Raw genomic sequence first — 24,834 nt, 5'->3', positions numbered from 1 at the left:
CCTACCTTAATGGATTATTGTCGGTTTGAGGCACTTCAAAAACTGAGATGCTCCCAAGTGCTAGCAACCCACTGCCATGACATATTATTACTAGCAGGATCTCCATCTAAAAGGTGTTCAAGAAACCACTTGGCTCCTGCTTGCCAACGAATACGCCGCCAATGGACAATATAAGCCGCTAGCCACATTCGTCCGTGGTTATGTAAATAGCCAGTTTCTCTCAAATCACGACTGAAACTGTCAATGCAAACTCTGTCTGTAGTTCCTTCTCTAATATCTTGCGGCAATTCGAGTGCATATTCATCCACAGTGTAACCAGTTTTGTACTCTTCCTGGTCTTTCCAGATTTCATCCCCTAACTTCATATACAGCCGTTGCCAATAGTCGCGCCAACCTAACTCATTAATTAGTTTCGTAGCTTCATCTTGATTTTGTACCTGGTCAAGGACGTAATCTCGAATTTCTCGCAAACTCAAAACGCCATAACGGATGTAAGGCGAAAGACGCGTGACTGCACCTGTGAAGAAATTACGTGTTTGGGCGTAGCGAAGGGGATCGATTTTTTGCAGCGCTTCTTGTGCTGCTTTCCGTCCCCCTAGAGTTTCGCTGATGTGGTCATCGCGTTCTGCTGCACCTGGGAATTGTTCGCGCAGGTAGGCTACCAACTCATCGCGGTTGGTAAATTGGCGTTGCATATCTTTAGTCATGTGAACTTTGAAGAGTAAGAATAGATAAACAAAAATATCTGTAGGTTAAGTCATTATTATCGCGAATAAATATAAGCGATCGCTCTCACCCTGATGAGAGAACTTAAGCAAAGATGAATGAGTGCGATCGCATTGATGCCTATTTTCTCCAGCTTATCAGTAAGTAAAGCTAAGATATCAGATAAATCTGTCACTTTTCAAGACGATGAGCCTGTGCATCAATCCTAACTGCCAAAATACTGACAACCCTGACAATCTACTGCGCTGTCAAAGCTGTGGCTCTGAATTGCTACTAGAAGGGTGTTATCGAGTAATACGACCTATAGGCCAAGGTGGCTTTGCTAAAACATTTGAGGTAAGTGACAGAGGAAAGCTAAAAATTTTGAAGGTTCTTACACTCAATCAAACTAAAGTAGTTTCACTTTTTCAGCAAGAAGCTGAAGTTTTAAAGCGACTAAATCATCCAGGAATTCCTAATGCTGAGGAATATTTCCAGTTTTTTCTTCAAAATAGCCAAGAGCCAGTTCACTGTTTGGTAATGGATAAAATTGATGGAGAAAATTTACACGAATGGTTAGAAAAACGTGGTCATCGTCCAATCAGTGAAAAGCAAGCAGTCCTTTGGTTAACACAGTTGGCAAATATTTTGCACGAAGTACAGCAGCAGTTTTTCCATCGGGATATTAAGCCTTCAAACATTATGCTAACTGCTGATGGACAATTGGTATTAATAGATTTTGGCATCGCGCGGTAAATTACCGGAACCTATGAGAAAAAACAAGCAGCAGGTCAAATCACAAAATTTGTTTCTGATGGCTATGCTCCGTTAGAACAAATCACTGGTCATGCTGTTCCGCAATCAGATTTTTTTGCCTTGGGTCGTACTTTTGTGCATTTGCTGACAGGAAAGAATCCTCTTGAACTAATGGATGATCCCTATGGCGATCCATATACTACTGGTCTAAACTGGCGTGTTGAGGCTAATCATATCTCTCCTTTGTTAGCAGATTTTATTGATCGCCTGATGATGCGATCGATAAAGGATCGTCCAGCCAATACTCAGGTAATTTTGGAAAGGTTAGCAAAAATTAATGAAACTTTATATCCTGCGAAATTAACTCAATCAGAATCGTCTAAACCATCATCTACAATCAAGGCACATATAATTTCTTTAGAACGTACTCTTGCTACTTGGAACTCTGGACATTCAGAAGCTGTCTTGACTTTAGCTATTAGTCCAGATGGGCAAACTTTGGTTAGTGGTAGTAAGGATAAGACAATCAAAGTATGGAACCTGAAGAGTGGCAAGGAAATTCTTACCCTTATTGGACATTCAAATCAAGTAAATTCTGTAGCAATTAGTCCTGATGGACAAACTTTAGTTAGTGGTAGTGATGATAAGAAAATTAAGATTTGGAATTTGAAAAATGGTGAGGAAATTAGCACTATTATAGCGAACTCAGGGGATATCCTGTCTGTAGGAATTAGCCCTGATCAGGAAACGGTAATTGGTGGTGGTTCTGATGGAACAGTAGGGCTATGGAATCTAAAGACAGGAGACTATATTCGCACTTTAGCCACACATATATACAGAGTTAGTTCAGTAGCAATTAGCCCAAATGGATATGTAGCTAGTGGTAGTTGGGATACCACAATTAAGGTTTGGCCAAAATCAACTTTAACTGGGCATTTAAAGCGTGTTAGCAGTGTTGCCATTAGCTCAAATGCTCAAATTCTAGCAAGTTCTAGTGAAGATAAAACAATTATTGTATGGAATCTGAATACTGGGGAGCTAATTTATACTCTTGGTGGACATTCAGATACTGTTAATTGTGTGGCAATTAGTCCAGATAGTCAGACAGTAGTAAGTGGCAGTAATGACGAAAAAATTAAAGTTTGGAATTTAAGCAATGGGCAAGAAATTTACACTGTCAATGGTCATTTAGATGGTGTCAATGCACTTGTATTTAGCCCAGATGGGCAGATTTTGGTCAGTGGAGGTAAGGATACTACAATCAAGGTTTGGCGAATGCATTAATTTAGAAGCAAGAAAACAGTCCGAACTTTAGGTAAATCAGGATTATATTGATAAATTTGTGACACTTGTGAATAAGAATGATCGCTCAATCTATGTACAATTTTAAAGCGATGTCTACAACGGGCTACGCCTACGCAATCTCTCACACCTCCATCATGAGCAACATTCCCCAAGTTGGACAACCAGCGCCAGATTTCTCCACCTCTGACCAAAATGGCAATGCAGTCACTCTTGACGACTTCAGCAGTCAGTGGGTTGTCCTCTACTTCTACCCCAAAGATGACACACCCGGTTGTACCACCGAAGCGAAAGATTTCACCGAATTGTATCAAGACTTCAGCACACTAGGAGCGAAAATCTTAGGCGTAAGTCCAGATTTGGGTAAATCTCATTGTAAATTTATTAGCAAATATAACTTGTCAATCACCCTTTTAAGTGACCCAGAACATATTTTGATCGAAGCCTACGGCGCTTGGCAATTGAAAAAATTTATGGGTAAAGAATATATGGGTGTTGTTCGCTCAACCTTTTTAATTTCACCTGATAAAATTATTGTCTATGCTTGGCCTAATGTAAAAACAAAAGGTCATGCTCAGGCAGTTTTAACTAAATTGCAGGAATTAGCAACCACTTAACGCAACTGGATGCTAGAAACTGCTAGCGTGATAAATGAAATCAAAAATTAAACTTTTTGCAAGTTTAAATAAACATGATTCAAGTCATCCAAGCCCAAAATGTTACTCTTGCCTACTTAAAGAAAAAATTTGCTCTCTATAAATCTGAAGATGAGCAATTTTTTACAGAGTGGTTTGACTACATCCCTGAAATGTCTGAATTAGAAAAGCAATATTTAGACAGAGTTAAAAATAACTATTTCAACGTCTTTGAAAATGCTCCTCTTTTAGAAGAAGCAGTAAAATTGGTAGTATTATCTCCATTGCTAGATTTAGCTGGTTTTTATCGTCCTCCTTTTTATATCGCTACAGAAGAAAGTATAGAGATTAGCGAACAAGTTATCATTGATAATGAATTAAACACCGAACAAAGTAAAGAAATCATTAAAGGTAAAATTGATGTCTTGGTTCTCCAAGAGCAGCTATGGTTACTGATAATTGAATCTAAGAGATCTAGTTTTTCCTTGGCAAAGGCGATTCCTCAAGCTTTGACTTATATGTTGGCAAATCCTCAGCCTGAGCATCCTGCATATTCCTTAGTAATGAATGGAGAAGATTTCCAATTTATCAAGTTGATAAAACGAGATAAACCAATGTATGCTTTATCTGATAAATTCACTTTATATAGACGCGATAATGAATTATATAAAGTTTTGAATATACTAAAAAAAATAGGTCAAATTTTAAATTAATTATCTTTGCTCTTTCTATCTAGTGGTGTGTCAAGTTCAAATTGATGAATAAGCAATTTAGTAGTAAGGATTTCAGTCCTTATTTACTAGGCACTAAAGTGCTTACTACAAACCCTTAAAATTATCTTGACAGACCAATAGGTTAATACTGTAACAGTGTCATAATAGTTATATTGCATCTTTTAAATGAATTATGGTTCAATTTATCCAAGCACAAAATGTCGGGCTTGCCTATTTGGAGGAAAAATTTAGTCTACAGCTAGCCAAAGATGAGGCATTTTTCACAGAATGGTTTGAAAATTTACCGGAAATTACAGATTTAGAAAAGCAAGATTTAGACAGAGTAAAACTTCATTTTCTCCGTTTAGTCAAGCGTCCCCCTTTGTCAGAAGAAACGGTGAAATTAGTAGTTTTATCTCCTTTACTCAATTTAGCTGGATTTTATGATGAGCCTTTTTATATGAGAGGCGAACAATCAATAGAAATTTCTGCGGAAGATGAAGGAGAAATTATTAGAGGTAGAATTGATATTTTAGTTATTCAAGAACAATTCTGGTTGTTAGTAATTGAATCTAAAAGGTCTAGCTTTTCTCTTTTAGAAGCCATACCTCAAGCACTTGTTTATATGCTTGCTAATCCTAGTCAAGACAAACCTACTTTTGGATTAGTAACAAATGGTAGCCATTTCATTTTTGTAAAACTGACTAAACAAAATATACCAAAGTATTCATTGTCTGATGAATTTACGCTGTTGAGGAGAAAAAATGAACTGTATCAGGTTCTAAGTGTATTAAAAAATTTGAGTCAAAGTTTAAGTTAATAATTATGTATATTCGTCCTATATACCTTGATTGTCACGCTACTACAGCCGTAGATGAACGGGTACTAGCAGCAATGCTCCCCTACTTCACAGAAAAATTTGGCAACCCAGCAAGTATTAGTCATGTTTATGGTTGGGAAGCAGAAGCTGCTGTGAAGCAAACGCGAGAAATTTTAGCAGCAGCAATCAACGCCACACCAGAAGAAATTGTGTTTACGAGTGGTGCAACAGAAGCAAATAATTTAGCTATAAAAGGTGTTGCGGAAGCTTATTTTAAAAAAGGTCAGCATATTATTACTATTGCCACTGAACATAGTGCAGTAATCGATCCTTGTAATTATTTAAAAAGTCTCGGTTTTGAAATTACTATTCTCCCTGTCCAAAAAGATGGATTGATTGATTTAACTGAGTTAAAAAACGCTTTCCGTGCTGAGACAATTTTGGTATCGGTGATGGCTGCAAATAACGAAATTGGCGTGTTACAGCCTTTGGCAGAAATTGGAGAAATGTGCCATGAACACCAAATCCTATTCCACACCGATGCTGCCCAAGCTATTGGTAAAATTCCCTTGGATGTGCAAGCGATGAAAATTGACTTGATGTCGCTCACAGCACATAAAGTATATGGGCCCAAAGGTATTGGAGCGCTGTACGTCCGCAGGCGCAACCCCAGAGTACAACTAGCTCCTCAGCAGCATGGCGGCGGACATGAACGGGGGATGCGTTCTGGTACATTGTATACACCGCAAATTGTCGGTTTTGGCAAAGCTGTAGAAATCGCTTTGGCTGAACAAGCGACAGAAACCCAACGCCTCACCCAATTAAGACAAAGATTGTGGAAACAGCTTTCGCAAGTTGAAGGAATTCATCTTAACGGACATCCTCAACAGCGATTGGCGGGAAACTTGAATATCAGTGTTGAGGGAGTGGATGGAGCCGCACTTTTGCTAGGATTACAGCCAGTAATGGCAGTTTCTTCTGGATCTGCTTGCTCGTCGGCAACTACTGCACCTTCCCATGTTCTCACAGCATTGGGACATTCAGAAAAGCTAGCTTATGCCTCGGTGCGGTTTGGTATTGGACGGTTTACTACAGAAGAGGAAATTGATATTGTGGCAAAACACGCGATCGCTACCATTCAAAGTTTACAAAATAAACGGTAAGCATGAAAACCAGCAATGTCTCTTTTGTGGACAATCGCTTTTCTATAAATGGATATTCTCTATGCGATTACCCATATCAAAAACATTAAATTCAATCCCGTCTAACTTCAGCTTTAAAGCCTCTACTAAGAGGTTTACCCTTTCTTCAATAAAAATGGTTAGGGCATTTTCTGGAAGTGCATTGTCTCTTGACCATTCAAGAATAATCGTAGGTATAAGATGAGAGCGTAGCACTGCCTCTAAACCAGGATCGTCATACTCTTTGAGATAATGTAATGGATTTTTATCGCTAATTTTCAAATTAGTTATTTGAGACAGATAGGCAATATTCATCAAGCTGTCAGATTCTATTTGGCTAGCAATACCGCTCTGCTTAATAAAGTTAACTGGAAATATGTGGTGCAAGTTAGGCTTATCTGTTAGCAGATAATAAACATCAGACAAAATATCTCTATGAGGTTTTGCCCAATCTTGCGGCTTGTGGTTTGCATAAAGTGATAGTATTGCTCTGGATAACCGACCTCTATAACTGTAGAAAGATTTTCTTAAAGAATTGTTATCAATATCAAATTGATTGAATGAGTAAATACTATTAGCCTTTTGTTGATTAACAAAGTATATATGTTCCCAGAGGTGAGTAGTGTTTGTTAGTAAGTCTGCATTATGAAAACTATAATACCAAAAATACTTATCTAAAAAACTATAATCTGGTTTATGATTACGATAAAAATATGCGGTTATAGTCAGGTAGAAATATCGGTAAGGAATTAATCTTCCACCCTTTATATGCAAAATATTATCAAAGAAATCAAAAGTTTTAGCAACAGCTATTTTAAAATCAGACCATACAGCTTCAATATGGTCTGTTTTTAGCTTATTAAGATACATATCAGTAATATTTTGTATCCCAGCTTCGGGAAATTCAGATTTTACTACTACAGCTAGCATTTGGAGCAATGTCCAATTATCAATACTGGCATATTGACTACTAGTACTATAAATAGTTTTTTTAAATTTATCAAATAATTCCCGAAGATAGAACCCAGAGATATTATTTGTCTTATTTTCGGAACGAAAAGTCTTAGCAACTACAATATCAAAGATATCCAAGGGTTTGCCAGCTTGATTAATCCGCTCAAATATTTGACAAACTTCTGCAACTTCAATACCTCTTAACTCAATAAAGGAAATTTTGTAATTAGCCAAAACTTCCCTAATTCTCCTAAATTGTTGCATATAAGGATGATCGAATTCTCCATTAACTCTTACATAAATATTTCTTTCTATTTCCCCACGGTTTTTAATTATATCTATTAAGCTGACAATTAGTTTATCTTGATAACGTTGTTTTTTTCCAATATTTGCTTTTAGTTGACCATCTCTATCATCTATTTCGTCCCAAAACAAAAACCTTTTTGCATAGCTTGTGTCATCAGTCGCATCAGTAAGTTCAATAGTCAAATCTATATATAGTGTTGGATCAAAATTTTCGTTATTAGCAATCTTACCCCCATAGATTGATGTTAAGAGAGAAGTTGTTCTTTGTTGTCCATCTAAAATGTACTGATACTCATTAGAGTAAAAATTATCAGCAAATTTTATACCACCTATTTCCCTATGACTTTCTAACTTGGTATTAGTTTTCCAAATTAGAATACTTCCTAAAGGGTAAAATTTATAAATACTATCCCAAAGTTTTTTAACATTCTCTTTCTCCCAAACAACATCTCTTTGAAAAGTTGGAATTTGATACTTGTGTGAGAGAAGACTTTCCAAATAGAGAGGAATACTCTGAGCATCCGGTTTAATACGTTCAGTAGATGTAAACATAGAATTAACCTTACCTAACTTTGAGTAAATATCAAGATTGGCGTCTGAATTTAACTGATTTCAGTAAAATTCCATACAAAGCTAACTGATATTTAATTAAGTGGCAACTCAAATTTTAGAAAATCTCTGCAAACTTTTCTCCATACCAACGTTGCCTTGTAAGCCGCCTGTATGTACCAGCAACAAGGAGTCGCCTCTACAAAAAAATCCCTGTTTTAGTAAATCCATCACTCCGTAAAACATTTTAGCGGTATATACGTAATCAAGGGGTACGCCATGTTCCTGTGTGAACTGCTGGCTGAACAGTAGCAACTCGTTCTTCACCTTTGCATAGCCGCCAAAGTGGTAATCACATACCAATTCCCAGGAAGCGGGAGAGCTATATGGTGCGGGTAAACCAGAGGCGAGGTAATTTGTCAACAAAGTTTCAATTTCTTGTGCAAGAAATGCGCCATTTTTCAATACGGGAAAAGCGATCACTCTTTGTCCTTCATGCAACGAAAGCACAATACCTGCTAGTGTGGTAGCTGTACCGCAGGCTACGCAGATACGATCGAATGCGTAGGCGTAGCCAGCCGTAGGCATCGCATTACCAATTATCTCTGTACAGCCGCGCACACCATTTAAATTACTCCCACCTTCGGGAATGATAAACACTTCGCCGAAACGTTGTCGCAGATATTCCTGTAGTGCTGGTGTATTGCGCTGTCGATACATCTCGCGGTTCAGATACACAAGCTGCATACCCTGTTGTACAGCAAAACTCAGCGTTGGGTTTAATGGTAGCCTCTCCTCCCCACGAATTACCCCGATGGTGCGAAAACCAAAAAGATTACCAGCCGCCGCAGTTGCATAGATGTGATTAGAATAAGCGCCGCCAAAGGTTAGCAGCGTTGTAAAATTTTTCTCTTTGGCCTCCAAAAGATTGTATTTCAGCTTAAACCACTTGTTGCCGTTAACCCACGGGTGCATGAGATCGAGGCGCAGCACATACAGATTGACACCTGCGTGACAGGAGATTTCGCTGTTGATTTGTTGTATAGGAGGACGAAGAAAGGTTAACGACATGCGTAAACATTCTAACTTAGTATTTACATTTTCTCACATCCATTATTGAAGATAAAAATAATGATAAACATTGAGTAATTCAATGATAAATCAAGCTAAATGACGAATAAAACTTTCTGATGGTTAGCTTTAGAAATTGACATTTTACTAATTGACTATTTTAAGTAAATATAAGAAACATAACACTCGCTCCAGATAATATTCTTTTTGGAGAAAAGAAATGGTTGCACTCACACAGCTTACTCAAGTTATTTCCAATCCTGGACGTTTGACAATTGAAACTGTTGAAATTGCTCCTCAAACGATTGCTATACGTTGTCTCGACTGGGATAGAGAACGTTTTGATATCGAGTTTGGTTTACGGAATGGTACAACTTATAATTCTTTTTTAATTCAAGGAGAAAAAGTAGCTTTAGTTGACACATCTCACCGCAAGTTTGAGGAATTATATCTTGACGTAGTGGCGGGATTAATTGATCCGGCTAAAATAGATTACTTAATTATCAGCCACACGGAACCAGACCACAGTGGATTAGTAAAAAATATTTTGGAATTAGCTCCCTCCATTACTGTTGTTGGTGCAAAGGTAGCTATTCAATTTTTAGAAAATATGGTTCACCAGCCTTTTAAATCAATGCAGGTGAAAAGTGGACAGCGATTAGATTTAGGCAACGGACACGAATTAGAATTTATCTCTGCACCTAACTTACACTGGCCTGACACAATCTTGACTTATGACCACAAAACTTGCACTCTCTACACTTGCGATGTGTTTGGGATGCACTACTGTGATGACCACACTTATGATGAAAATATTACTTCAATAGAAGAAGATTTTCACTATTACTATGATTGTCTCATGGGCCCCAATGCCCGATCTGTCTTAGCAGCTTTAAAGCGGATTGAAAAGTTAGAAATAGGAACAGTTGCTACGGGACATGGGCCTTTATTACAACACTATATCTCGGAATGGCTCGGACGCTATCAAAACTGGAGTTCAGAACAAGCAAAAACAGAGACATTAGTGGCTCTATTTTATGTTGAAGATTACGGGCATAGCGAGCATTTAGTCCGTACCATAGCGCATGGATGCGCGAAAACAGGCGTGGCAGTAGAATTAGTAGACCTCAATAGTGCCGAGCCTCAAGAGGTTCGAGAATTAGTTGCACAAGCTTCTGGTTTAGTAATTGCAATGCCACCCCAATCTTCGGTGATGATTCAAGCTGCTTTAAGTACAATTTTAGCTGCTATTCACAAGAAGCAGGCAATTGGTTTATTAGAATCGGGAGGGGGAGAAGATGAACCTGTTTATCCTTTACGTAATAAGTTTCAAGAACTGGGATTAACTGAAGCCTTTCCTCCTATTTTAGTTAAGGAAGTTCCTACTCAAGCAACGGAACAACTTTGTGATGAAGCGGGGATAGATATGGGTCAATGGCTGACCCGCGATCGCACCATAAAACAAATTAAATCTATCAATACTGAGCTAGAAAAAGCTTTAGGGCGGATTAGCACAGGATTATACATCATCACCGCCAAAAAAGGAGAAATTCAGAGTGCGATGTTGGCTTCTTGGGTGACACAAGCGAGTCTTGAGCCTTTGGGAGTAGCGATCGCAGTATCCAAAGATCGGGCAATTGAATCCTTGATGCACGTTGGCGATCGCTTTGTTTTAAATGTTTTAGAAGAAGGCAAATATCAAGGATTAATGAAACACTTTATTAAGCGTTTTGCTCCTGGTGCAGATAGATTTGCTGGAGTGAAAACATATCCAGCTAAAAATGAATCGCCCGTTTTAGCTGAAGCTCTAGCTTACATGGAATGTGAAATTACTAGCCGTATGGATTGTGGAGATCATTGGGTAATTTATAGCACAGTCCAAACTGGAAGAGTCGCCAAGCTAGATGCACTTACTGCCGCCCATCACCGCAAAATTGGCAATCATTACTAATTTGTCATTTGTCATTTGTCATTTGTTATTCTCCTTTATTTACCTTGCTTTTTACAGACGCGATTCATCGCGTCTCTACCCACTCTTGTACAGACGCGATGAATCGCGTCTTTCAAAAAACTATGTATAAATCTGTTGAAAATACCCCGATTACCATGTACGAAATCAATCGAGGGCGCGTTGTGCGAACCTTAGAATTTATCCAAGATATAATTGTAATTTCTTTGTGTATCGGTTTATTTAGCTTCATGGTGCTTCAGGTAAGAGATATGTTTCTCTCCTTACTTCCGCCTCTAGATTTTCATGCTGTTACTGCCGATATTCTCTTTTTACTTATCTTAGTTGAGTTATTCCGACTGCTGATCATTTACCTACAGGAACATCGAGTATCTATTGGGGTAGCTGTTGAAGTTTCCATTGTTTCTGCTTTGCGAGAAGTAATTGTTAAGGGTGTTCTAGAAACAAGTTGGAGTCAAGTTTTAGCAACTTGTGCCTTTTTATTAGTGCTGGGAATACTACTGTTTCTCAGAGTTTGGCTACCCCCGACCTTTGAAGGTATAGACCCGGAACAAGAAGCATCTAAACGCTATAAAAACCGAGCCAAGTCTGAATTAACACAAACCAATGGTCATTAAGAATAGGGAGCAGGGAATAGGGAGAGAAGAGAAAAAGAATAACCCATGCCCAATGCCCTTGAGGAGTGCTGAGTAGGGAATTTCACTTGTTTACTCAGCACGGGCTAAACGCCCCGCTTCCGCTAACGGAACTCGAAACTCGGAACTGTTTTGCCCAATGCCCAAATTAACAGAGGTTATTATGTCTACTGCCACATTAACGTCCAACCATAGCAAAGATGTACAAGTTGCTGAAATTGGTAAAAATACTCTGATTCTACGATCGCGGACTTGGGACAGACTAAAATTTGAGGTGGAGTATTCCCGCCAACGGGGAACTACAGCGAATTCTTATCTGATTCAAGCTGATAAAAAGGCTTTAATTGACCCTCCTGGCGAATCTTTTACCGAAATTTACCTTCAGCAACTTGCACAACATTTAGATTTCACCACCTTAGATTACATTGTTCTCAGTCATGTCAACCCGAACCGCAGAGCAACCTTGCAAGTATTGCTTTCTCTGGTTCCTCAAGCCACTCTCATTTGTTCTCGCCCCGCCGCCAATGCTCTAAAAACTGCCTTTCCCGAATTTGAATCACCTATCCAAGCGATGCGATCGCAGGATACTCTAGATTTAGGACAAGGACATCTTCTATCATTTATCACCGTACCAACTCCTCGGTGGGTCGATGGACTTTGTACTTACGATTTTGCTACAAAAATTCTCTACACAGACAAACTTTTTGGCGCTCATATTTGCGAAGATACTTTGTTTGATGAAGATTGGAAGGGATTAGATGCGGAACGTCGTTACTATTTTGAATGTCTCCATGCGCCCCAAGCCAAACAAGTTGAAGTAGCCTTAGATAAATTGTCAGCTTTGGGAGCTAGATGTTACGCCCCAGCACACGGCCCGATTGTCCGTTACAGCCTCAGTCGTTTTACCTATGATTACCGTCAATGGTGTCAAGGACAAAAATCTCAAGAGTTGAGTGTCGCTTTGCTCTATGCTTCTGCTTATGGAAATACAGCAATTATGGCGAACGCGATCGCTCAAGGTTTGATTCAAAATGGAGTTAATGTAGAATCAATCAACTGCGAACTAGCTGATTCTGCGGAGATTAACCGCATTGTAGAAACCTGCGATGGCTTGATTATTGGCTCACCGACATTAGGCGGCCATGCACCGACTCAAATTCAAACTGCTTTAGGAATAGTTCTCTCGGTGGCAGCTAAAACTAAGTTAGCAGGGGTGTTTGGTTCTTATGGTTGGAGTGGCGAGGCAATTGATTTAATCGAAAGCAAGCTCAAAGATGCTAATTATCAACTAGGATTTGAAACCATTCGGGTGCGTTTCAGTCCGACTCCTGAGATTCTCCAGCAATGTCAACAAGCCGGTGCTTCCTTTGCCCAAAACTTGAAGAAAACCAAGAAACTGCGGACTTACCGCCAGATTGTCACAGAAACCCATGTCGATCGTACCGAACAAGCGGTGGGGCGAATCATTGGTTCTCTGTGTGTTGTGACAACTCGTGATCAAGAAACTCACAAAGGGGTTTTAACTTCTTGGGTATCGCAGGCAACTTTTAACCCGCCAGGAATTATGATTGCGATCGCTAACGAGCAAAATGCAGATTTAATGCATCATCCTGGCGATAAATTTGTGCTGAATATCCTTAAAGAAGGAAGAAATGTGCGGCGCTATTTTTCTCGTCACAGCACTTTAGGGGATAATCCCTTTGCAAATCTTGACACAAAAACTGCTCTGAATGGTTGTTTGATTCTGAATGAGGCATTAGCCTATTTAGAATGTACAGTGCAAAATCAGCTCGAATGTGGCGATCGATGGTTAATTTATGCCGTCATCGATCGCGGTGAAGTGTTGGAAAATGATGGTGTCACGGCTTTGGAACATCGGAAATCTGGCAGCTATTATTAATCTGACTGTTCACCATAACAGTGCTGAGTGCTAAGTAATAAGTGCTGAGTAAAAAGTAAAATTAATTGCACTCAGCATATAGGGTCTGAAGCCCCTAAATTTATTTATGAAAAAAATAAAAATATTTTTTTCCAGACACGACATGCTGTGAAAAAATATGTCCTTGTTTCACATCCCCTAGTTTTAACTATGGGGTACTACTGGGCACTCAGCACTCAGTACTCAGCACTACTGAATATTAGACCTCTTGCATAAATCAAAAAGAAAGAACCCCACCCCGCATTTGCTTTACTCAAATGTGGGGTGGGGTTCTCCGGGTTTAGTAAGTAATCAAGCGGACATGATATTATCGATAATCTTGACTTTGAATGCTCCCTAAACGAGCAGCATCACGAATATTGTAGTCAGAACGGGTAAAGCGATTTAGCTGCATTTCAAAGAAATCTCGGTTGGCTTGTAAATGCTTGGGATTTTGGTCATCTAAAGGATATAAAAGTGCAGTTCGCAAGGCTTGAATTACCGCAGAAGTAACACAGTACATTGAGCGTTGAAAACTAACTCCTAACTGAATCAACATATCTTCTTCACCCCGGCAATGTTGGCTGTAGTACTCAACAAGATAGGGTGGTAAAAAATGCAGCATATCTTGCATTAACAATGTCGGGGGAATGCCAGCAGTACCTACTGGAAATACATCAGCGTAAAGAATACCATAGTGAAAGTCTTTTTGGTCTTCCGGTACTTGACGCGCTTGAGCATTATAAGATTTTGTCCCTCTAAAGGGTGCAGTGCGGTAGAAAACTGCTTCTACATAGGGTAATGCAGCTTCGTATAGCCACATAAAACCCTTAGATTTGGGGATAATTTCGTAGCATTCACCACGAATATAAACGTGATGGTAAATGGGACGACCTGCGATCGCAAATATACCATTAACTAAGAAACTCATCGCCTCTGGGACGTTGGTAATGGTACCTTCGTCGTAGCGATCGGACATTTCAAAGAACACTGGGGCCATGATTTCCCAGAATAAGCCCAGATTAGCGTAGTATGACATCTGGCGGCACTGTTCCAAAAACATATCGGGGAACAGCTTGTACAGTCCCAGCATTACGGGATTGCCTTGGAAGTAAGCTTTAATTGCCTTGTCAGCGTTGGCTTTGTATTCTTCAGAATCTAGGTAAGGGTCAAATTGTCCACCCATGCCTCTATGCCACAACATCGCCCGCATACAAGCTTCAGCAAATTCCATATTAATGCGATCGTGGAACAAATGATGCAACAACTTCGGCATTTTGAAAGTTTCGCCCTTCTCAATAAATGCCAAAAGTTCTGGATGTGCAGTAGCTTCACCGCGCCAAATTCGCAAATCGGCATCATCGCCAGCATAATGATTATGCAGTTCTAAATACTCTTTAGGTAAGAAGTATTTAAAGAAGGGAAGCGGGTTTAAAAATTCGCGTTCGGCAATATAAAGTAGGTCGCGCCAATAAAAATCCATCGGCACAGCATAAGCTTTGTATAAACCGATGATTTGCATCAAATTTTCTGGCGTATCGGGTAACATTGCACCGCCTGCTTCTAAGCGATGAATTACTTCAGAAAATTCATGTTTGGAAGGAGGTAACTTAATCGCAGTTTTAATTGCTGTCATGTTATTTAGTAGTTGGTGTTAGTAATTCTTGACGAATATTCAGGGCATGAAAAATGCTTAAAACATCATGTGTCCAAACTGGCAGTATTAGCGTCATGCCAATTTCTTCAAAGCTGTGAATTGTGCCAGCAATACAAGTCAGCCATAAGGTAACTCCGGCGTAATCAAAGCCAAACAGGGCAATAATGGCAATAAAAAGGGTGATTCCCCAAAATTTTGCAGAGTAGGTGTGATAGCTAGCGGGTTTACCATATTTCACTAAATTCACCACCCACCACAGCAATTGAGCAAAAACAATCATTAGCAAAGGTACGCTATAAGTAACGAGAATATCTTGATGAACTATCCACGCACTCACGAAAATACAGCTAAAAAGGCAGACATCAGCCCAACTGTCAGCTTGGCGCAATTGGGCACTGCTGACACCTAGTTTTCGCGCAATTATGCCATCAAAAATATCTGAGAGGAAGGCTGCGACAAAACCAACGATGAACCAAACACTGGTTTTGCCATCCAAGGCATCTAACAGGAGGAATGGAGATATCAAAAAGCGAAATAGAACAAGACCACTGGGGATTAATGTGAGATTCATCCTTCCTCCTTTATCGATGCGTAACTCTCTTATTTATTACTTCAGTGCTACTTCAGAGATTACGGTTTTTTCCAAGGAGGGAATTGCAGCGACCATTGTTGTAGTTGTGGATTCACTCCAACGCACTAACCAAGTGGGTTGTACTCCCAAAAAGATGATAAAAGCTGCCAAAATTAAAGCTGGGATTTTCTCAGACCACAGGACTTTGGGATAGTAGGCGAAATTATCGAGTCTGCCAAAACAAGTGCGGTTGAGGAGGATGACAAAATAAACTGCGGTTAATCCACTAGCAACTACACACAAAATTGTCGGGATGGGAAAGACAGAGAAACTACCTTGAAAGACGATAAATTCGGCGATGAATCCTGTTAAACCGGGAATACCAGCACTAGCCATACCACTTAAAACTAGTAACGCACTAATTAAGGGTAAACCGCGTATGGGACTCATTAAACCATTGAGTTTATCTAACTCACGTGTACCGACTTTGGCTTCTACAACTCCCACCAAGTGGAAAAGAATGGCTAGGATGATACCGTGGCTGAACATTTGGGCGACTGCACCAACGAGTGCTAAGGGAGTACTGGCGGCACCAGCTAGCAAGATATAGCCCATGTGACCAACGGAACTGTATGCTACCATGCGCTTGATGTCTTTTTGAGCGATCGCAATTACCGCCCCATAGATAGCGCTGACTGCTGCCCAAATTGCTAAAGTCGGCGCAATAATACTCCAAGCATGGGGAAACATACCCAACCCAAATCGTAGCAGTCCATAAGTTCCTAGCTTTGCTAACACACCACCGAGAAGAATCGCAATTGGTGCTGAAGCCTCAACATAAGCATCGGGTAGCCAAGTATGGAAGGGAACTAAAGGAATTTTAATCCCAAACCCTAACACTATTCCTGCTAGTAAAAGGATTTGCTTTGCTGTTGATAGATTTTCTGTAAAGACTGCATCAAAAGCAAAATTAGTAGAACCACTCAGCCACACCATACCCAAGAATGTCGCCAGAATTAATGCTCCCGAAACAGCAGTATAAATCAGGAATTTAATCCCAGCATAACCCCGTTTTGCTCCTCCCCAAATGGAAATTAGTAAGTAGAAGGGGATTAATTCTAGTTCGTAGAATAGGAAGAATAGCAGCAAATTCTCTGCTAAAAAAGCACCTGCAACTCCTCCACTCACTAATAAAATCATTGAGTAGAACAGCCGGGGGCGTTCAGTTTCTTGACTACTGCTGTAAATAGCAATCCAGGTGAGCAGGCTATTTAACACCAACATCAAGATAGAAAGTCCGTCAACACCTAGTTGATAGCTCAAACCAAGGGTTTCATTCCAAGGCAAATACTCTTGAAATTGCATTCCAGGATTACTGATATCAAATTTTAGCAGGATAAAAATGTTCCAGAAAATAACTATCCCTGAAAAAATTAATGCTATTAAACGAATGCGATATTTAGGAATATTTATAGGTAAAACTGCTATAAAAATAGCAGTAAAGATTGGAAGCCAAATCAAAACACTTAACATGGGAATTTTGTCCTTTGTCCTTTATGACTCAATACGCTTGGGTTAAGAGAATAGTAGGTTGGGTTGAGCGATAGCGTAACCCAACAAAGTCTAGATAATATTGGGTTACCCTGGGGGATCTTGCTACGTTCCTCAACCCAACCTACGTCTTCGTCCTTTGTCTTTTGTCCTTTATGACTTACTCTTTAGCCAATGACTAATGACTAATGACAAAAAAGCTAACTTACTAGACTAATTTCTCCAGTATCTAAATCATAATAACCACCAACTATTTTCAGCTTTTCTGCTTTGATTAACTCCGATAAAACTGACGATGATTGCAATCTTTTAATTTGCGCCAAAATATTTGCTTTACAAACAGTTTCTACCATATCTCCTGATTTATCTTTTGAACTTTCTACACTTGGTTTAATTGCTTCAAGCAAACTTCCAATATTTCCAGGTACTGGAGCACCTTTAATCGCCGCTTGTACTGCACCACATCTTTCATGCCCAACGACCATGATGACTTTGGTGCCTAATACTAAACTGCCAAATTCTAAACTACCAATTTGCTGTGTTGTGGCAATATTGCCAGCTATCCGGCAGACAAATAAATCTCCAAGTCCTTGGTCAAAAACAATTTCTGAAGGTACTCGTGAATCTGCACAACCGAGAATAGAAGCAAAAGGCTTTTGACCTTTAGCAACTTCGACTAAACGTGAATAGCTTTGGTCAGGATTACGACGTTTTCTTTTGGCAAACCTTTCATTCCCATCTAATAACTCTTGCAGTGCTTTATCGGGCGTAATATCTTCTTCTACTGGTTTTTTTTCGGCTGCAAGTAAGTTTGAACTAAGTCCGGCTGTCAATACACCTGTACCGATCGCACCTGCACCAAACTTGAATAAACTTCTTCTGGAAAGATTTATCTGCGGATGTTGCCTGTTCATGGAATTCTCCTCACAATATTCAACTGTTAAGTTTTAGTCAGATAGTTACTGCTACCCAAGTGTTGAGATTTGAAAAACAAAATTTAAAAACTGTACTCCCCAAAATGGCCAAGTTACCCACATTCCTAAAAGACTCACTCCTAGAAGAACAGTGAATGCATAAAACTGGGTTTGTCCAGAGGTACTGTATTTAAGACTTTCGCCACCTAATAGCGAAAATAAACCAACGAAATTAACAATGCCATCAACCACAAAGCGGTCAATCATATCGGCAAGTTGGGAAATTTTAGCAACTCCAAAAATGATGGTAATTCGATAGAGTTTTGGGGTGTAAAAATCGTATGCGATTAAGTCTTGTAAACCTTTCCAAGGGAGACGAATCGGTTTAGGAATATTGCCTAAATAAATCACGCCAGTGATGCTGCAACTGAAAATACTCGACCAAACTAAAAGTAGTGCGACATCTTTATTTAGAGTTGCCCAATTGGGTAAAAGTGATAAGCTTTGCAACACTAAAGGAAGATGTAAGTTAAAGCCAAGTAAGATTACCATCGGCAGAATCATCGGCCAGTGAACTTCAGGCGATCGCTGGCCCATTTGTCTAGCTTTACCGCCAAAAATTAAAGCGAATTCTCTCGTCAAACTCACAGCTGTCAAAGCATTTACAGCTATTAATACTCCCACTAACCAAGGTTGGGTTTCCCACAACTCATCTGCTAATTCCATCAGCGCCCAAAAGCCACCCAATGGTGGAAAACCAATTAACCCCAAACTTCCAACGATAAAGGCGATCGCAGAAATCGGGCGACGTGTCCACAATCCGCCTAATTGGGTGACATCTTGGGTAATGCTATTCCAGATAATTCCGCCAGTACTCATCACCAACAATGCTGCGGATATGGCGTTGCTAAGGACTAACGACAGCGCTGCTTCGTCTTGTTGCACTCCCACAGCGATGAATACTAAACCCATGTATGCACTGACAGAATAGGATTGACAGCGTTTTAGGTCAATTTGGGCGATCGCAATTAAAGAAGCACCTACGGCTGTTACCGCACCAATTCCCACCATCGCCGAGGAAACTATGGGCGATAGGCTTAACACAGGTTGCAATTTAATCAGCACCCATGCACCACTAGCGACTACTACCGAGTTCCGCAAAATTGTACTGGGAACAGGCCCTTCCATCGCTTCATCTAGCCATAGATGCAAGGGGAATTGGGCGCACTTACCCATCGGCCCAGCAATTAAAGCTAAACCCACCAGGGTGATCGCCGTCGGGTTGACGTTCGCAGTAGTCGCCCACTCGGCTAGTTCTGTATAATTCCAAGTTCCAGCTAAAGGCCATAATGCCAATACGCCCACCAGCAAGAATAAGTCTCCCACCCGCTTTGTTAAGAAAGCATCTCTTGCACCTGAGACTACCAACGGCTGACTAAACCATAAGCCGACTAGCAGGTAGGTTCCTAAAGTTAGGACTTCCAGAATTACATAACTGAAGAACAAGTTATTACATAAAGCTAGGGCACACAATCCCGCTTCAAATAATCCCAACAAAGAATAGAAGCGTCCCCAACCCCAATCCATTTCCATGTAGCCGATCGCATAAATCTGCGCCAGCAAATTCAAGCCGGTAATCAAAACTAAAGCACCGACACTGACTGAGGATATTTCCAAAGCAATTGTCAAATCTAAACCAGCCGTAGATAACCAAGGAATAAATACTTCTTGGGCTGGCTGATTCCAAGTTGCTTGTAGGGCGATCGCACTATGTACAAACGCCAAAAATGTCATCACCAAGTTTACATAACCCGCCGGTCTTGGCCCGGTTTTCCGAATGATCCCTGGCGACCAAGGCACGGCTAACAAGCCACCTATTAAGGCATAGCACGGAACTAGCCAAACAGTCTCAAGTAGAAACTGAGCCATCAACTCACCTCTATTATTGTCATCAAAAATTATGGGTTTTAAATCAACTGACGTTGATCCCAGTTAACCTAGCGATGTCCACGACGGGCTATTTGGCGTCGCAGAACAGCAAATTTATCTTTATTTAATTTTCTTAGAAATAGCTTACCGTTATATCTGTCCAAATTGAATTAATTTATCTAAATAAATTTGAGATAACTACTCTAATTATTTCTTATATAATCAACTATTCCAGCAAATAATATAAGTATTTATTCTTATCTATGCATTGGTTCAGGGATGAATCAATAGTTATCATTAGTTTTATCAATTGATATAAATGACAAGAGACGCGGTTGATTGCGTCTCTACAAATCGACTAAATGTAATTTATATTTGGGTGATTTTGTCAACCTGCCAGTGAGAGATAATAATGGCAGGTGGCGAGACAACTTGGCTGATGGGGGCGGGTTTCATATCCCGGTAGTCCAGGAGTTGGACTAGGATGAGGTAGGCGATCGCTAAAATGATCGAAATCGCACCTGTAAGAATGGCAATTATTTTCGAGCGTTCCATCAGTATTTCCTGTAATCCAAGTTATTGTGGTGTCCCTATATCCACATTAATACTTGAGACACACCATAACACTTACCTATATACATCGCTCCGATGAGCTACGAGTAAAATAGTAATCAATTGCTGTTCTTCATCTACCTGATAAATAACTCGCCAGTCGCCAACTCTATAGCGAAAAAGACCTGCGAAATCACCTTTGAGCCGTTTGATGTTTGGATGTTCGTAAGCATTCTGTCGCAGTTGGTCAAAGCAACGGTTTAGTCGTTCTGCTAGTGATGCATCTACTTCTTGATAAAACTTCTGTGCTTTGCGAGTCAGTACCAGTTCATACATGACGACGAATACTGTCAAATGGCACCACTTCCCCAGCCTCAGCTTCCTGCATAGCTTCACGCAAAGCTTGCTCAAAACCAGGGACATTCAAAAGTTCCGTTGTCGCCTCATTTTCTTCTCTTTCTTCTAGATCGGCCAGAAAATCACTCACTACCCGCAGCCTTTCTGGAGACAGTCGCCGTAAACGCTTTTCAGCTTCTTGAAGAATAGTAATGTCATTTTGCTTTGATTCCATAGTTATTTCTACACCTAATGTTTTTAACCGTCGATTTACTCCCTCCTTTATATGCTAAGGGCAGCTTGTCGTCAGATATTGCCTTAGAGTTGGCAATCGCTAAAATGATCGAAATCGCACCCGTAAGAATGGCAATTATTTTCGAGCGTTCCATCAGTATTTCCTGTAATGCAAGTAGAATAACTGTATTGAGTCATTGATGAGAATTGTGATCGCTATGACTGCAACCACAAAAAAATTTACTTTTGCAGAGTATCTTAAGTATAACGATGGCACGGATACCCAATATGAATTGGTAGATGGAGAATTAATTCCCATGAGCCTTGGCACTGGCAAGCACGGTGGCATCTCCAAGTTTTTAGAACGAAGCTTTGATGATGAAAGTGCCTTCAGGGGCCAGAATTGGACAGCACAAAAGTTTTCTGTCGGAGTGCGATGCCTGCGGCGACCCGAAGCGGGAGCGCCACGAGGGGGACGCTGGGACACCTCACGAATTCCAGATGTAGTAGTATTACCAATACAGCAGTGGGAAGCACTTTCTAATCGAGAGGCTGTAATCGAACTCAACGAAACTCCCCCCATATTAGTGGTAGAAGTCGTCAGCGAATCTACACAAACCACAGACTATCGTAGCAAACGTTCTGAATATGCTGTTCTGGAAATTCCCGAATATTGGATTGTTGACCCGATTCAAGAGATAGTAACAATATGTACCCTAGTAGAAGGGTTCTATGATGCTGTTGCATTCCGAGGACAAGAACGCATCATCTCTTTTACTTTTCCACAGTTGGATTTGAGTGCCGAACAAGTCTTGGTAGGACGGAAGTGAACTCTCAATTACTATTACCCAACCAAACCGTATTGGTTATACTTCAACAATGAGCCTCAGAACCTCGATGTTGACCTTCTGAAGCTCGAAGTTGCGCCTTTTATCCTCGACGTTGACCTTCTGAGCCTCGACGTTGACCTTCTGAGCCTCGAAGTTGCGCCTTTTATCCTCGAAGTTGCACCTTTTATCCTCGAAGTTGACCTTCTGAAGCTCAACGATGACCTTCTGAGCCTCGAAGTTGACCTTTTGAAGCTCGACGTTGACCTTCTGAGCCTCGAAGTTGCGCCTTTAATCCTCAAAGTTGCGGTTTTGAAGCTCAACTAACAAATATATCTAACCATTCCTGAATGTACAGGGGTGAGCGTGTAGTAAAATTTGCTCACTTCTGTAAAGTGGAACATGGCTTTAGACTTCTCCGGTCAAAATCTCCGAGGACGCAACTTCAAAGGTAGACAAGACCTTGCGGGTGCAAACTTTAGCTATGCCGACATCCGAGGGGCAAACTTCACTAACGCTAATTTGAGAGGGGTAAACTTCAGCTATGCCAAAGCAGGACTGCAACGACGTTGGGTAATTGGTTTAGTTCTTGTCTCGTTCTTATTTTCGGGACTGTCAGGATTTCTCTGGGCTATCAATGGTTTCTTAGTGTCGCTGATATTTAGCTCATCCGGTGAGAGCCAGATTGTGGGCTGGGTTGTTTTAATCATATTGATTGCCTTTTTGTTCATCATAATTCGCCAAGGAATAACAGTTAGTTTCGGAGCCGTAGCCTTCGCCTTAGTCTTCGCCTTCGCCTTCGCCGTAGTCGGAACCTTCGCCTTCGCATTAGTCTTCGCCTTCGCCTTAGTCTTCGCCTTCGCCTTCGCCGGAGCCTTAGCCTTCGCCTTCGCCGTAGTCGGAACCTTCGCCGTAGCCTTAGCCTTCGCCGGAGCCATAGCCATAGCCGGAACCTTCGCCGGAGCCATAGCCATAGCCGTAGCTGGAGCTATAGCCGGAGCCATAGCCGTAGCCGGAGCCGGACCCTTCGCCGTAGCCTTCGCCGGAGCCTTCGCCGGAACCGGAACATTATTTAGTATTTACATCAGCTGGCGAGCTATGAAAGGAGACGAAAAGCACTCCCTGGTTCGTAATATCGCGATCGCCTTTGCTGCAACAGGAGGTACAAGTTTTCGTGGCGCTGACTTAACAGGTGCTGATTTCACCCAAGCCACACTCAAAAGTACAGATTTACGCAACACAATCCTTATCTGTAGCCGTTGGCATCAAGCCAAAATGCTTGACCGTGTTCGTCCTGGTTCAACTTATCTTCAAAACCCACAAGTACGTCAACTGCTGGATTACAGGACAGGGACAGGATAAGAATTTTTACCGTGAAAACCTGCGGGGTATCAACTTACAATCAGCAAATTTAGCAGATGCCAGCTTTATTGGCGCTGATCTCAGTGAAGCGAACTTGCAAGATGCCGATTTGTCAAGAGCAAAGCTGAAGCAAACGCAACTAGACGGCACAGATTTTACAGGTGCAACACTCACCGGAGCTTACATTGAAGATTGGGGCATTACAAATACAACTAAATTGCATGGGGTGAGGTGTGAATATGTCTTTATGCGTTTACCCACCAAAGAAGACCCCGACCCCCTCCGCAAACCTGATAATAAACAAGAGGTATTTGCAGACGGCGAATTTGCCGACTTTATCAAGCCAATTTTTGACACCCTCGACCTCTACCATAATCAAGGCGTTGACCCTCGCGCCGTTGCGATTGCTTTCAAAAACCTTGCTGAAAACCATCCCGAAGCTGAGTTAGAAATCGTGGCAATGGAGAAGCGCGGCGATGATAAAATCTTGCTCAGAGCCAAAACAGCCGCAGGTAGCGATAAATCTCAACTCAGTGCAGAATATTTTGATGACTATAATCAACTCAAAGCTTTATCGCAGAGTCAGCAATTATTGCTGGTAGAAAAAGATAAGCGCATTATTAGTTTAGAAAATATGGTAGATACTGCTCTCAAGCAGCCAAAATTTTATAATCAAGGAGATACAAATATGTCTGATATCAGCGGCATCAATATTCAAGGCAGCAGTAATGTTAGCGGTATCGCTGGCAATAATTCTAGTTCTATTGCTAATCTAGGAACCATTAGCGGTAACGTGAGTATTGCCCTCAATCAGTTACCTGATGCGCCAGATGCCGATAAACCAGGAATCAAAGAATTATTATCGCAGTTGCAAGATGCAATCATACAATCCACATATTTGCCAGAAGAAGAGAAAGCCGAAGCGCTAGAACAGGTGAACACTTTGGCAGAAGCGGGTAAAAATCCCCAAGAATCCACCAAGCAGAAGACTGCAAAAACAGCAATCACCATGTTGAAAGGGATATTTACAGGCTTACCTGCTGTTGCTTCTCTGGTGGAAGCGGGTAATAAATTATTGCCAGCGATTTCTAAATTATTCGGTTTGGGATAATTTTTCTAAGCCGTTAACACCTGCTGTGCTGTCAATACTAACTCAGGGAAAGTCGGAGAATATATTTGCTGGTTTCCTGTAAATACTGTTTGGTTATAACTTCCCCGGTTTTGCCAAAATGTCTTTAACTGAAGAAATTCTTTCCCAATTACCAGGCGATGTTTTAGGAGGATTGCGCCAAGGCGATCGCATCCTTACATCTGTGCACGAAAACTCCGCACCCACACCACAGTTAGTTAAAGAAAATTAACAGTCTTTAGGCGTCAAAGAATAATT

General features: G+C 40.7%; 24 protein-coding genes and 1 pseudogene. 13 read left to right on the top strand and 12 right to left on the bottom strand.

The window, feature by feature from the left end; all coding sequences use genetic code 11:
• Nucleotides 1-53: 53 nt before the first annotated feature.
• Both HWQ58_RS04250 and HWQ58_RS04245 read right to left on the bottom strand, forming a co-directional pair.
• Nucleotides 54-707 (bottom strand): annotated as a pseudogene (locus HWQ58_RS04250) (FAD-binding domain-containing protein); the annotation flags it as partial.
• Between the two features lie 56 nt (nt 708-763).
• On the bottom strand, nt 764-901 hold the full coding sequence (locus tag HWQ58_RS04245; RefSeq protein ID WP_292779677.1) for a hypothetical protein: 138 nt from the start codon (nt 899-901) through the stop codon (nt 764-766).
• A gap of 11 nt (nt 902-912) precedes the next feature.
• On the opposite strand from HWQ58_RS04245, the gene HWQ58_RS04240 reads away from it, so the two are divergent.
• The 6 genes from HWQ58_RS04240 to HWQ58_RS04215 all read left to right on the top strand — a co-directional run bounded on the left by HWQ58_RS04240 (nt 913) and on the right by HWQ58_RS04215 (nt 6,094).
• On the top strand, nt 913-1,461 hold the full coding sequence (locus HWQ58_RS04240) for a serine/threonine-protein kinase (RefSeq protein WP_292858185.1): 549 nt from the start codon (nt 913-915) through the stop codon (nt 1,459-1,461).
• Nucleotides 1,462-1,581: 120 nt separating this feature from the next.
• Complete coding sequence (locus HWQ58_RS04235; protein WP_292858182.1) at nt 1,582-2,745, top strand: WD40 repeat domain-containing protein; 1,164 nt, start codon at nt 1,582-1,584, stop codon at nt 2,743-2,745.
• Nucleotides 2,746-2,900: 155 nt separating this feature from the next.
• Nucleotides 2,901-3,380 (top strand): thioredoxin-dependent thiol peroxidase, encoded by a 480-nt coding sequence (gene bcp, locus HWQ58_RS04230; RefSeq protein WP_292858197.1) that lies wholly within the window; start codon nt 2,901-2,903, stop codon nt 3,378-3,380.
• A gap of 74 nt (nt 3,381-3,454) precedes the next feature.
• Nucleotides 3,455-4,111 carry a type I restriction endonuclease gene (locus HWQ58_RS04225; protein WP_292858180.1) on the top strand — a complete coding sequence of 219 codons (657 nt, stop codon included), beginning with the start codon at nt 3,455-3,457 and terminating at the stop codon, nt 4,109-4,111.
• 193 nt (nt 4,112-4,304) lie between these two features.
• The gene (locus tag HWQ58_RS04220) at nt 4,305-4,931 is read left to right on the top strand and encodes a restriction endonuclease subunit R (protein ID WP_292858177.1); all 627 of its coding nucleotides are present in this window, start codon (nt 4,305-4,307) and stop codon (nt 4,929-4,931) included.
• Between the two features lie 5 nt (nt 4,932-4,936).
• Nucleotides 4,937-6,094 (top strand): IscS subfamily cysteine desulfurase, encoded by a 1,158-nt coding sequence (locus tag HWQ58_RS04215; RefSeq protein ID WP_292858174.1) that lies wholly within the window; start codon nt 4,937-4,939, stop codon nt 6,092-6,094.
• A 42-nt stretch (nt 6,095-6,136) separates the two neighbouring features.
• Here the strand turns inward: HWQ58_RS04215 and HWQ58_RS04210 are convergent, their stop codons facing one another.
• Nucleotides 6,137-7,924, bottom strand: a complete 1,788-nt coding sequence (locus HWQ58_RS04210) for a DUF262 domain-containing protein (protein WP_292858171.1) — start codon at nt 7,922-7,924, stop codon at nt 6,137-6,139.
• A gap of 108 nt (nt 7,925-8,032) precedes the next feature.
• On the bottom strand, nt 8,033-8,992 hold the full coding sequence (locus HWQ58_RS04205; RefSeq protein WP_292858168.1) for a pyridoxal-phosphate dependent enzyme: 960 nt from the start codon (nt 8,990-8,992) through the stop codon (nt 8,033-8,035).
• A 220-nt stretch (nt 8,993-9,212) separates the two neighbouring features.
• On the opposite strand from HWQ58_RS04205, the gene HWQ58_RS04200 reads away from it, so the two are divergent.
• The 3 genes from HWQ58_RS04200 (at nt 9,213) to HWQ58_RS04190 (ending at nt 13,496) form a co-directional block, all read left to right on the top strand.
• Nucleotides 9,213-10,943, top strand: a complete 1,731-nt coding sequence (locus tag HWQ58_RS04200; protein WP_292858165.1) for a diflavin flavoprotein — start codon at nt 9,213-9,215, stop codon at nt 10,941-10,943.
• A 122-nt stretch (nt 10,944-11,065) separates the two neighbouring features.
• Nucleotides 11,066-11,578, top strand: a complete 513-nt coding sequence (locus HWQ58_RS04195; RefSeq protein ID WP_292858162.1) for a phosphate-starvation-inducible PsiE family protein — start codon at nt 11,066-11,068, stop codon at nt 11,576-11,578.
• A 181-nt stretch (nt 11,579-11,759) separates the two neighbouring features.
• Complete coding sequence (locus tag HWQ58_RS04190) at nt 11,760-13,496, top strand: diflavin flavoprotein (RefSeq protein ID WP_292858159.1); 1,737 nt, start codon at nt 11,760-11,762, stop codon at nt 13,494-13,496.
• Between the two features lie 346 nt (nt 13,497-13,842).
• Here HWQ58_RS04190 and HWQ58_RS04185 read toward each other — a convergent pair whose 3' ends face one another.
• The 8 genes from HWQ58_RS04185 to HWQ58_RS04150 all read right to left on the bottom strand — a co-directional run bounded on the left by HWQ58_RS04185 (nt 13,843) and on the right by HWQ58_RS04150 (nt 21,259).
• Nucleotides 13,843-15,150, bottom strand: a complete 1,308-nt coding sequence (locus tag HWQ58_RS04185) for a CO2 hydration protein (protein WP_292858156.1) — start codon at nt 15,148-15,150, stop codon at nt 13,843-13,845.
• Nucleotide 15,151: 1 nt separating this feature from the next.
• A complete protein-coding gene (locus HWQ58_RS04180) occupies nt 15,152-15,742 on the bottom strand; it encodes a CDP-alcohol phosphatidyltransferase family protein (RefSeq protein WP_292858153.1) in 591 nt (196 codons plus the stop codon).
• Nucleotides 15,743-15,778: 36 nt separating this feature from the next.
• Entirely contained in the window at nt 15,779-17,275 is a 1,497-nt protein-coding gene (locus HWQ58_RS04175; protein ID WP_292858150.1) for an NADH-quinone oxidoreductase subunit M, read from the bottom strand.
• A gap of 218 nt (nt 17,276-17,493) precedes the next feature.
• Complete coding sequence (locus tag HWQ58_RS04170; protein ID WP_292858147.1) at nt 17,494-18,207, bottom strand: carbonic anhydrase; 714 nt, start codon at nt 18,205-18,207, stop codon at nt 17,494-17,496.
• Between the two features lie 51 nt (nt 18,208-18,258).
• A complete protein-coding gene (locus tag HWQ58_RS04165) occupies nt 18,259-20,136 on the bottom strand; it encodes an NAD(P)H-quinone oxidoreductase subunit F (protein ID WP_292858144.1) in 1,878 nt (625 codons plus the stop codon).
• A 369-nt stretch (nt 20,137-20,505) separates the two neighbouring features.
• The gene (locus HWQ58_RS04160) at nt 20,506-20,691 is read right to left on the bottom strand and encodes a hypothetical protein (RefSeq protein ID WP_292858141.1); all 186 of its coding nucleotides are present in this window, start codon (nt 20,689-20,691) and stop codon (nt 20,506-20,508) included.
• A gap of 72 nt (nt 20,692-20,763) precedes the next feature.
• A complete protein-coding gene (locus HWQ58_RS04155; protein WP_292858138.1) occupies nt 20,764-21,024 on the bottom strand; it encodes a type II toxin-antitoxin system RelE/ParE family toxin in 261 nt (86 codons plus the stop codon).
• On the bottom strand, nt 21,017-21,259 hold the full coding sequence (locus tag HWQ58_RS04150) for a hypothetical protein (protein ID WP_292858135.1): 243 nt from the start codon (nt 21,257-21,259) through the stop codon (nt 21,017-21,019). Before HWQ58_RS04150 ends, HWQ58_RS04155 begins: the two co-directional genes overlap by 8 nt.
• 217 nt (nt 21,260-21,476) lie before the next feature.
• On the opposite strand from HWQ58_RS04150, the gene HWQ58_RS04145 reads away from it, so the two are divergent.
• From HWQ58_RS04145 to HWQ58_RS04130, 4 genes are all read left to right on the top strand, one after another.
• Nucleotides 21,477-22,088: a Uma2 family endonuclease gene (locus HWQ58_RS04145; protein WP_292858132.1), complete on the top strand. Its 612-nt coding sequence runs from the start codon at nt 21,477-21,479 to the stop codon at nt 22,086-22,088.
• A gap of 399 nt (nt 22,089-22,487) precedes the next feature.
• Nucleotides 22,488-23,447, top strand: coding sequence for a pentapeptide repeat-containing protein (locus HWQ58_RS04140; RefSeq protein ID WP_292858129.1), 960 nt, complete (start codon nt 22,488-22,490; stop codon nt 23,445-23,447).
• Nucleotides 23,371-24,558, top strand: a complete 1,188-nt coding sequence (locus tag HWQ58_RS04135) for a pentapeptide repeat-containing protein (protein ID WP_292858126.1) — start codon at nt 23,371-23,373, stop codon at nt 24,556-24,558. The genes HWQ58_RS04140 and HWQ58_RS04135 overlap by 77 nt, the downstream gene beginning before the upstream one ends.
• 118 nt (nt 24,559-24,676) lie before the next feature.
• Nucleotides 24,677-24,808, top strand: a complete 132-nt coding sequence (locus tag HWQ58_RS04130) for a hypothetical protein (protein WP_292858123.1) — start codon at nt 24,677-24,679, stop codon at nt 24,806-24,808.
• Nucleotides 24,809-24,834 lie beyond the last annotated feature (26 nt).

The organism is Nostoc sp. LPT, from assembly GCF_017115165.1.
Taxonomy (GTDB): domain Bacteria; phylum Cyanobacteriota; class Cyanobacteriia; order Cyanobacteriales; family Nostocaceae; genus Nostoc.
The sequence above is the reverse complement of the archived record's forward strand: the minus strand, read 5'-3'. Positions and strand labels throughout refer to the sequence as shown.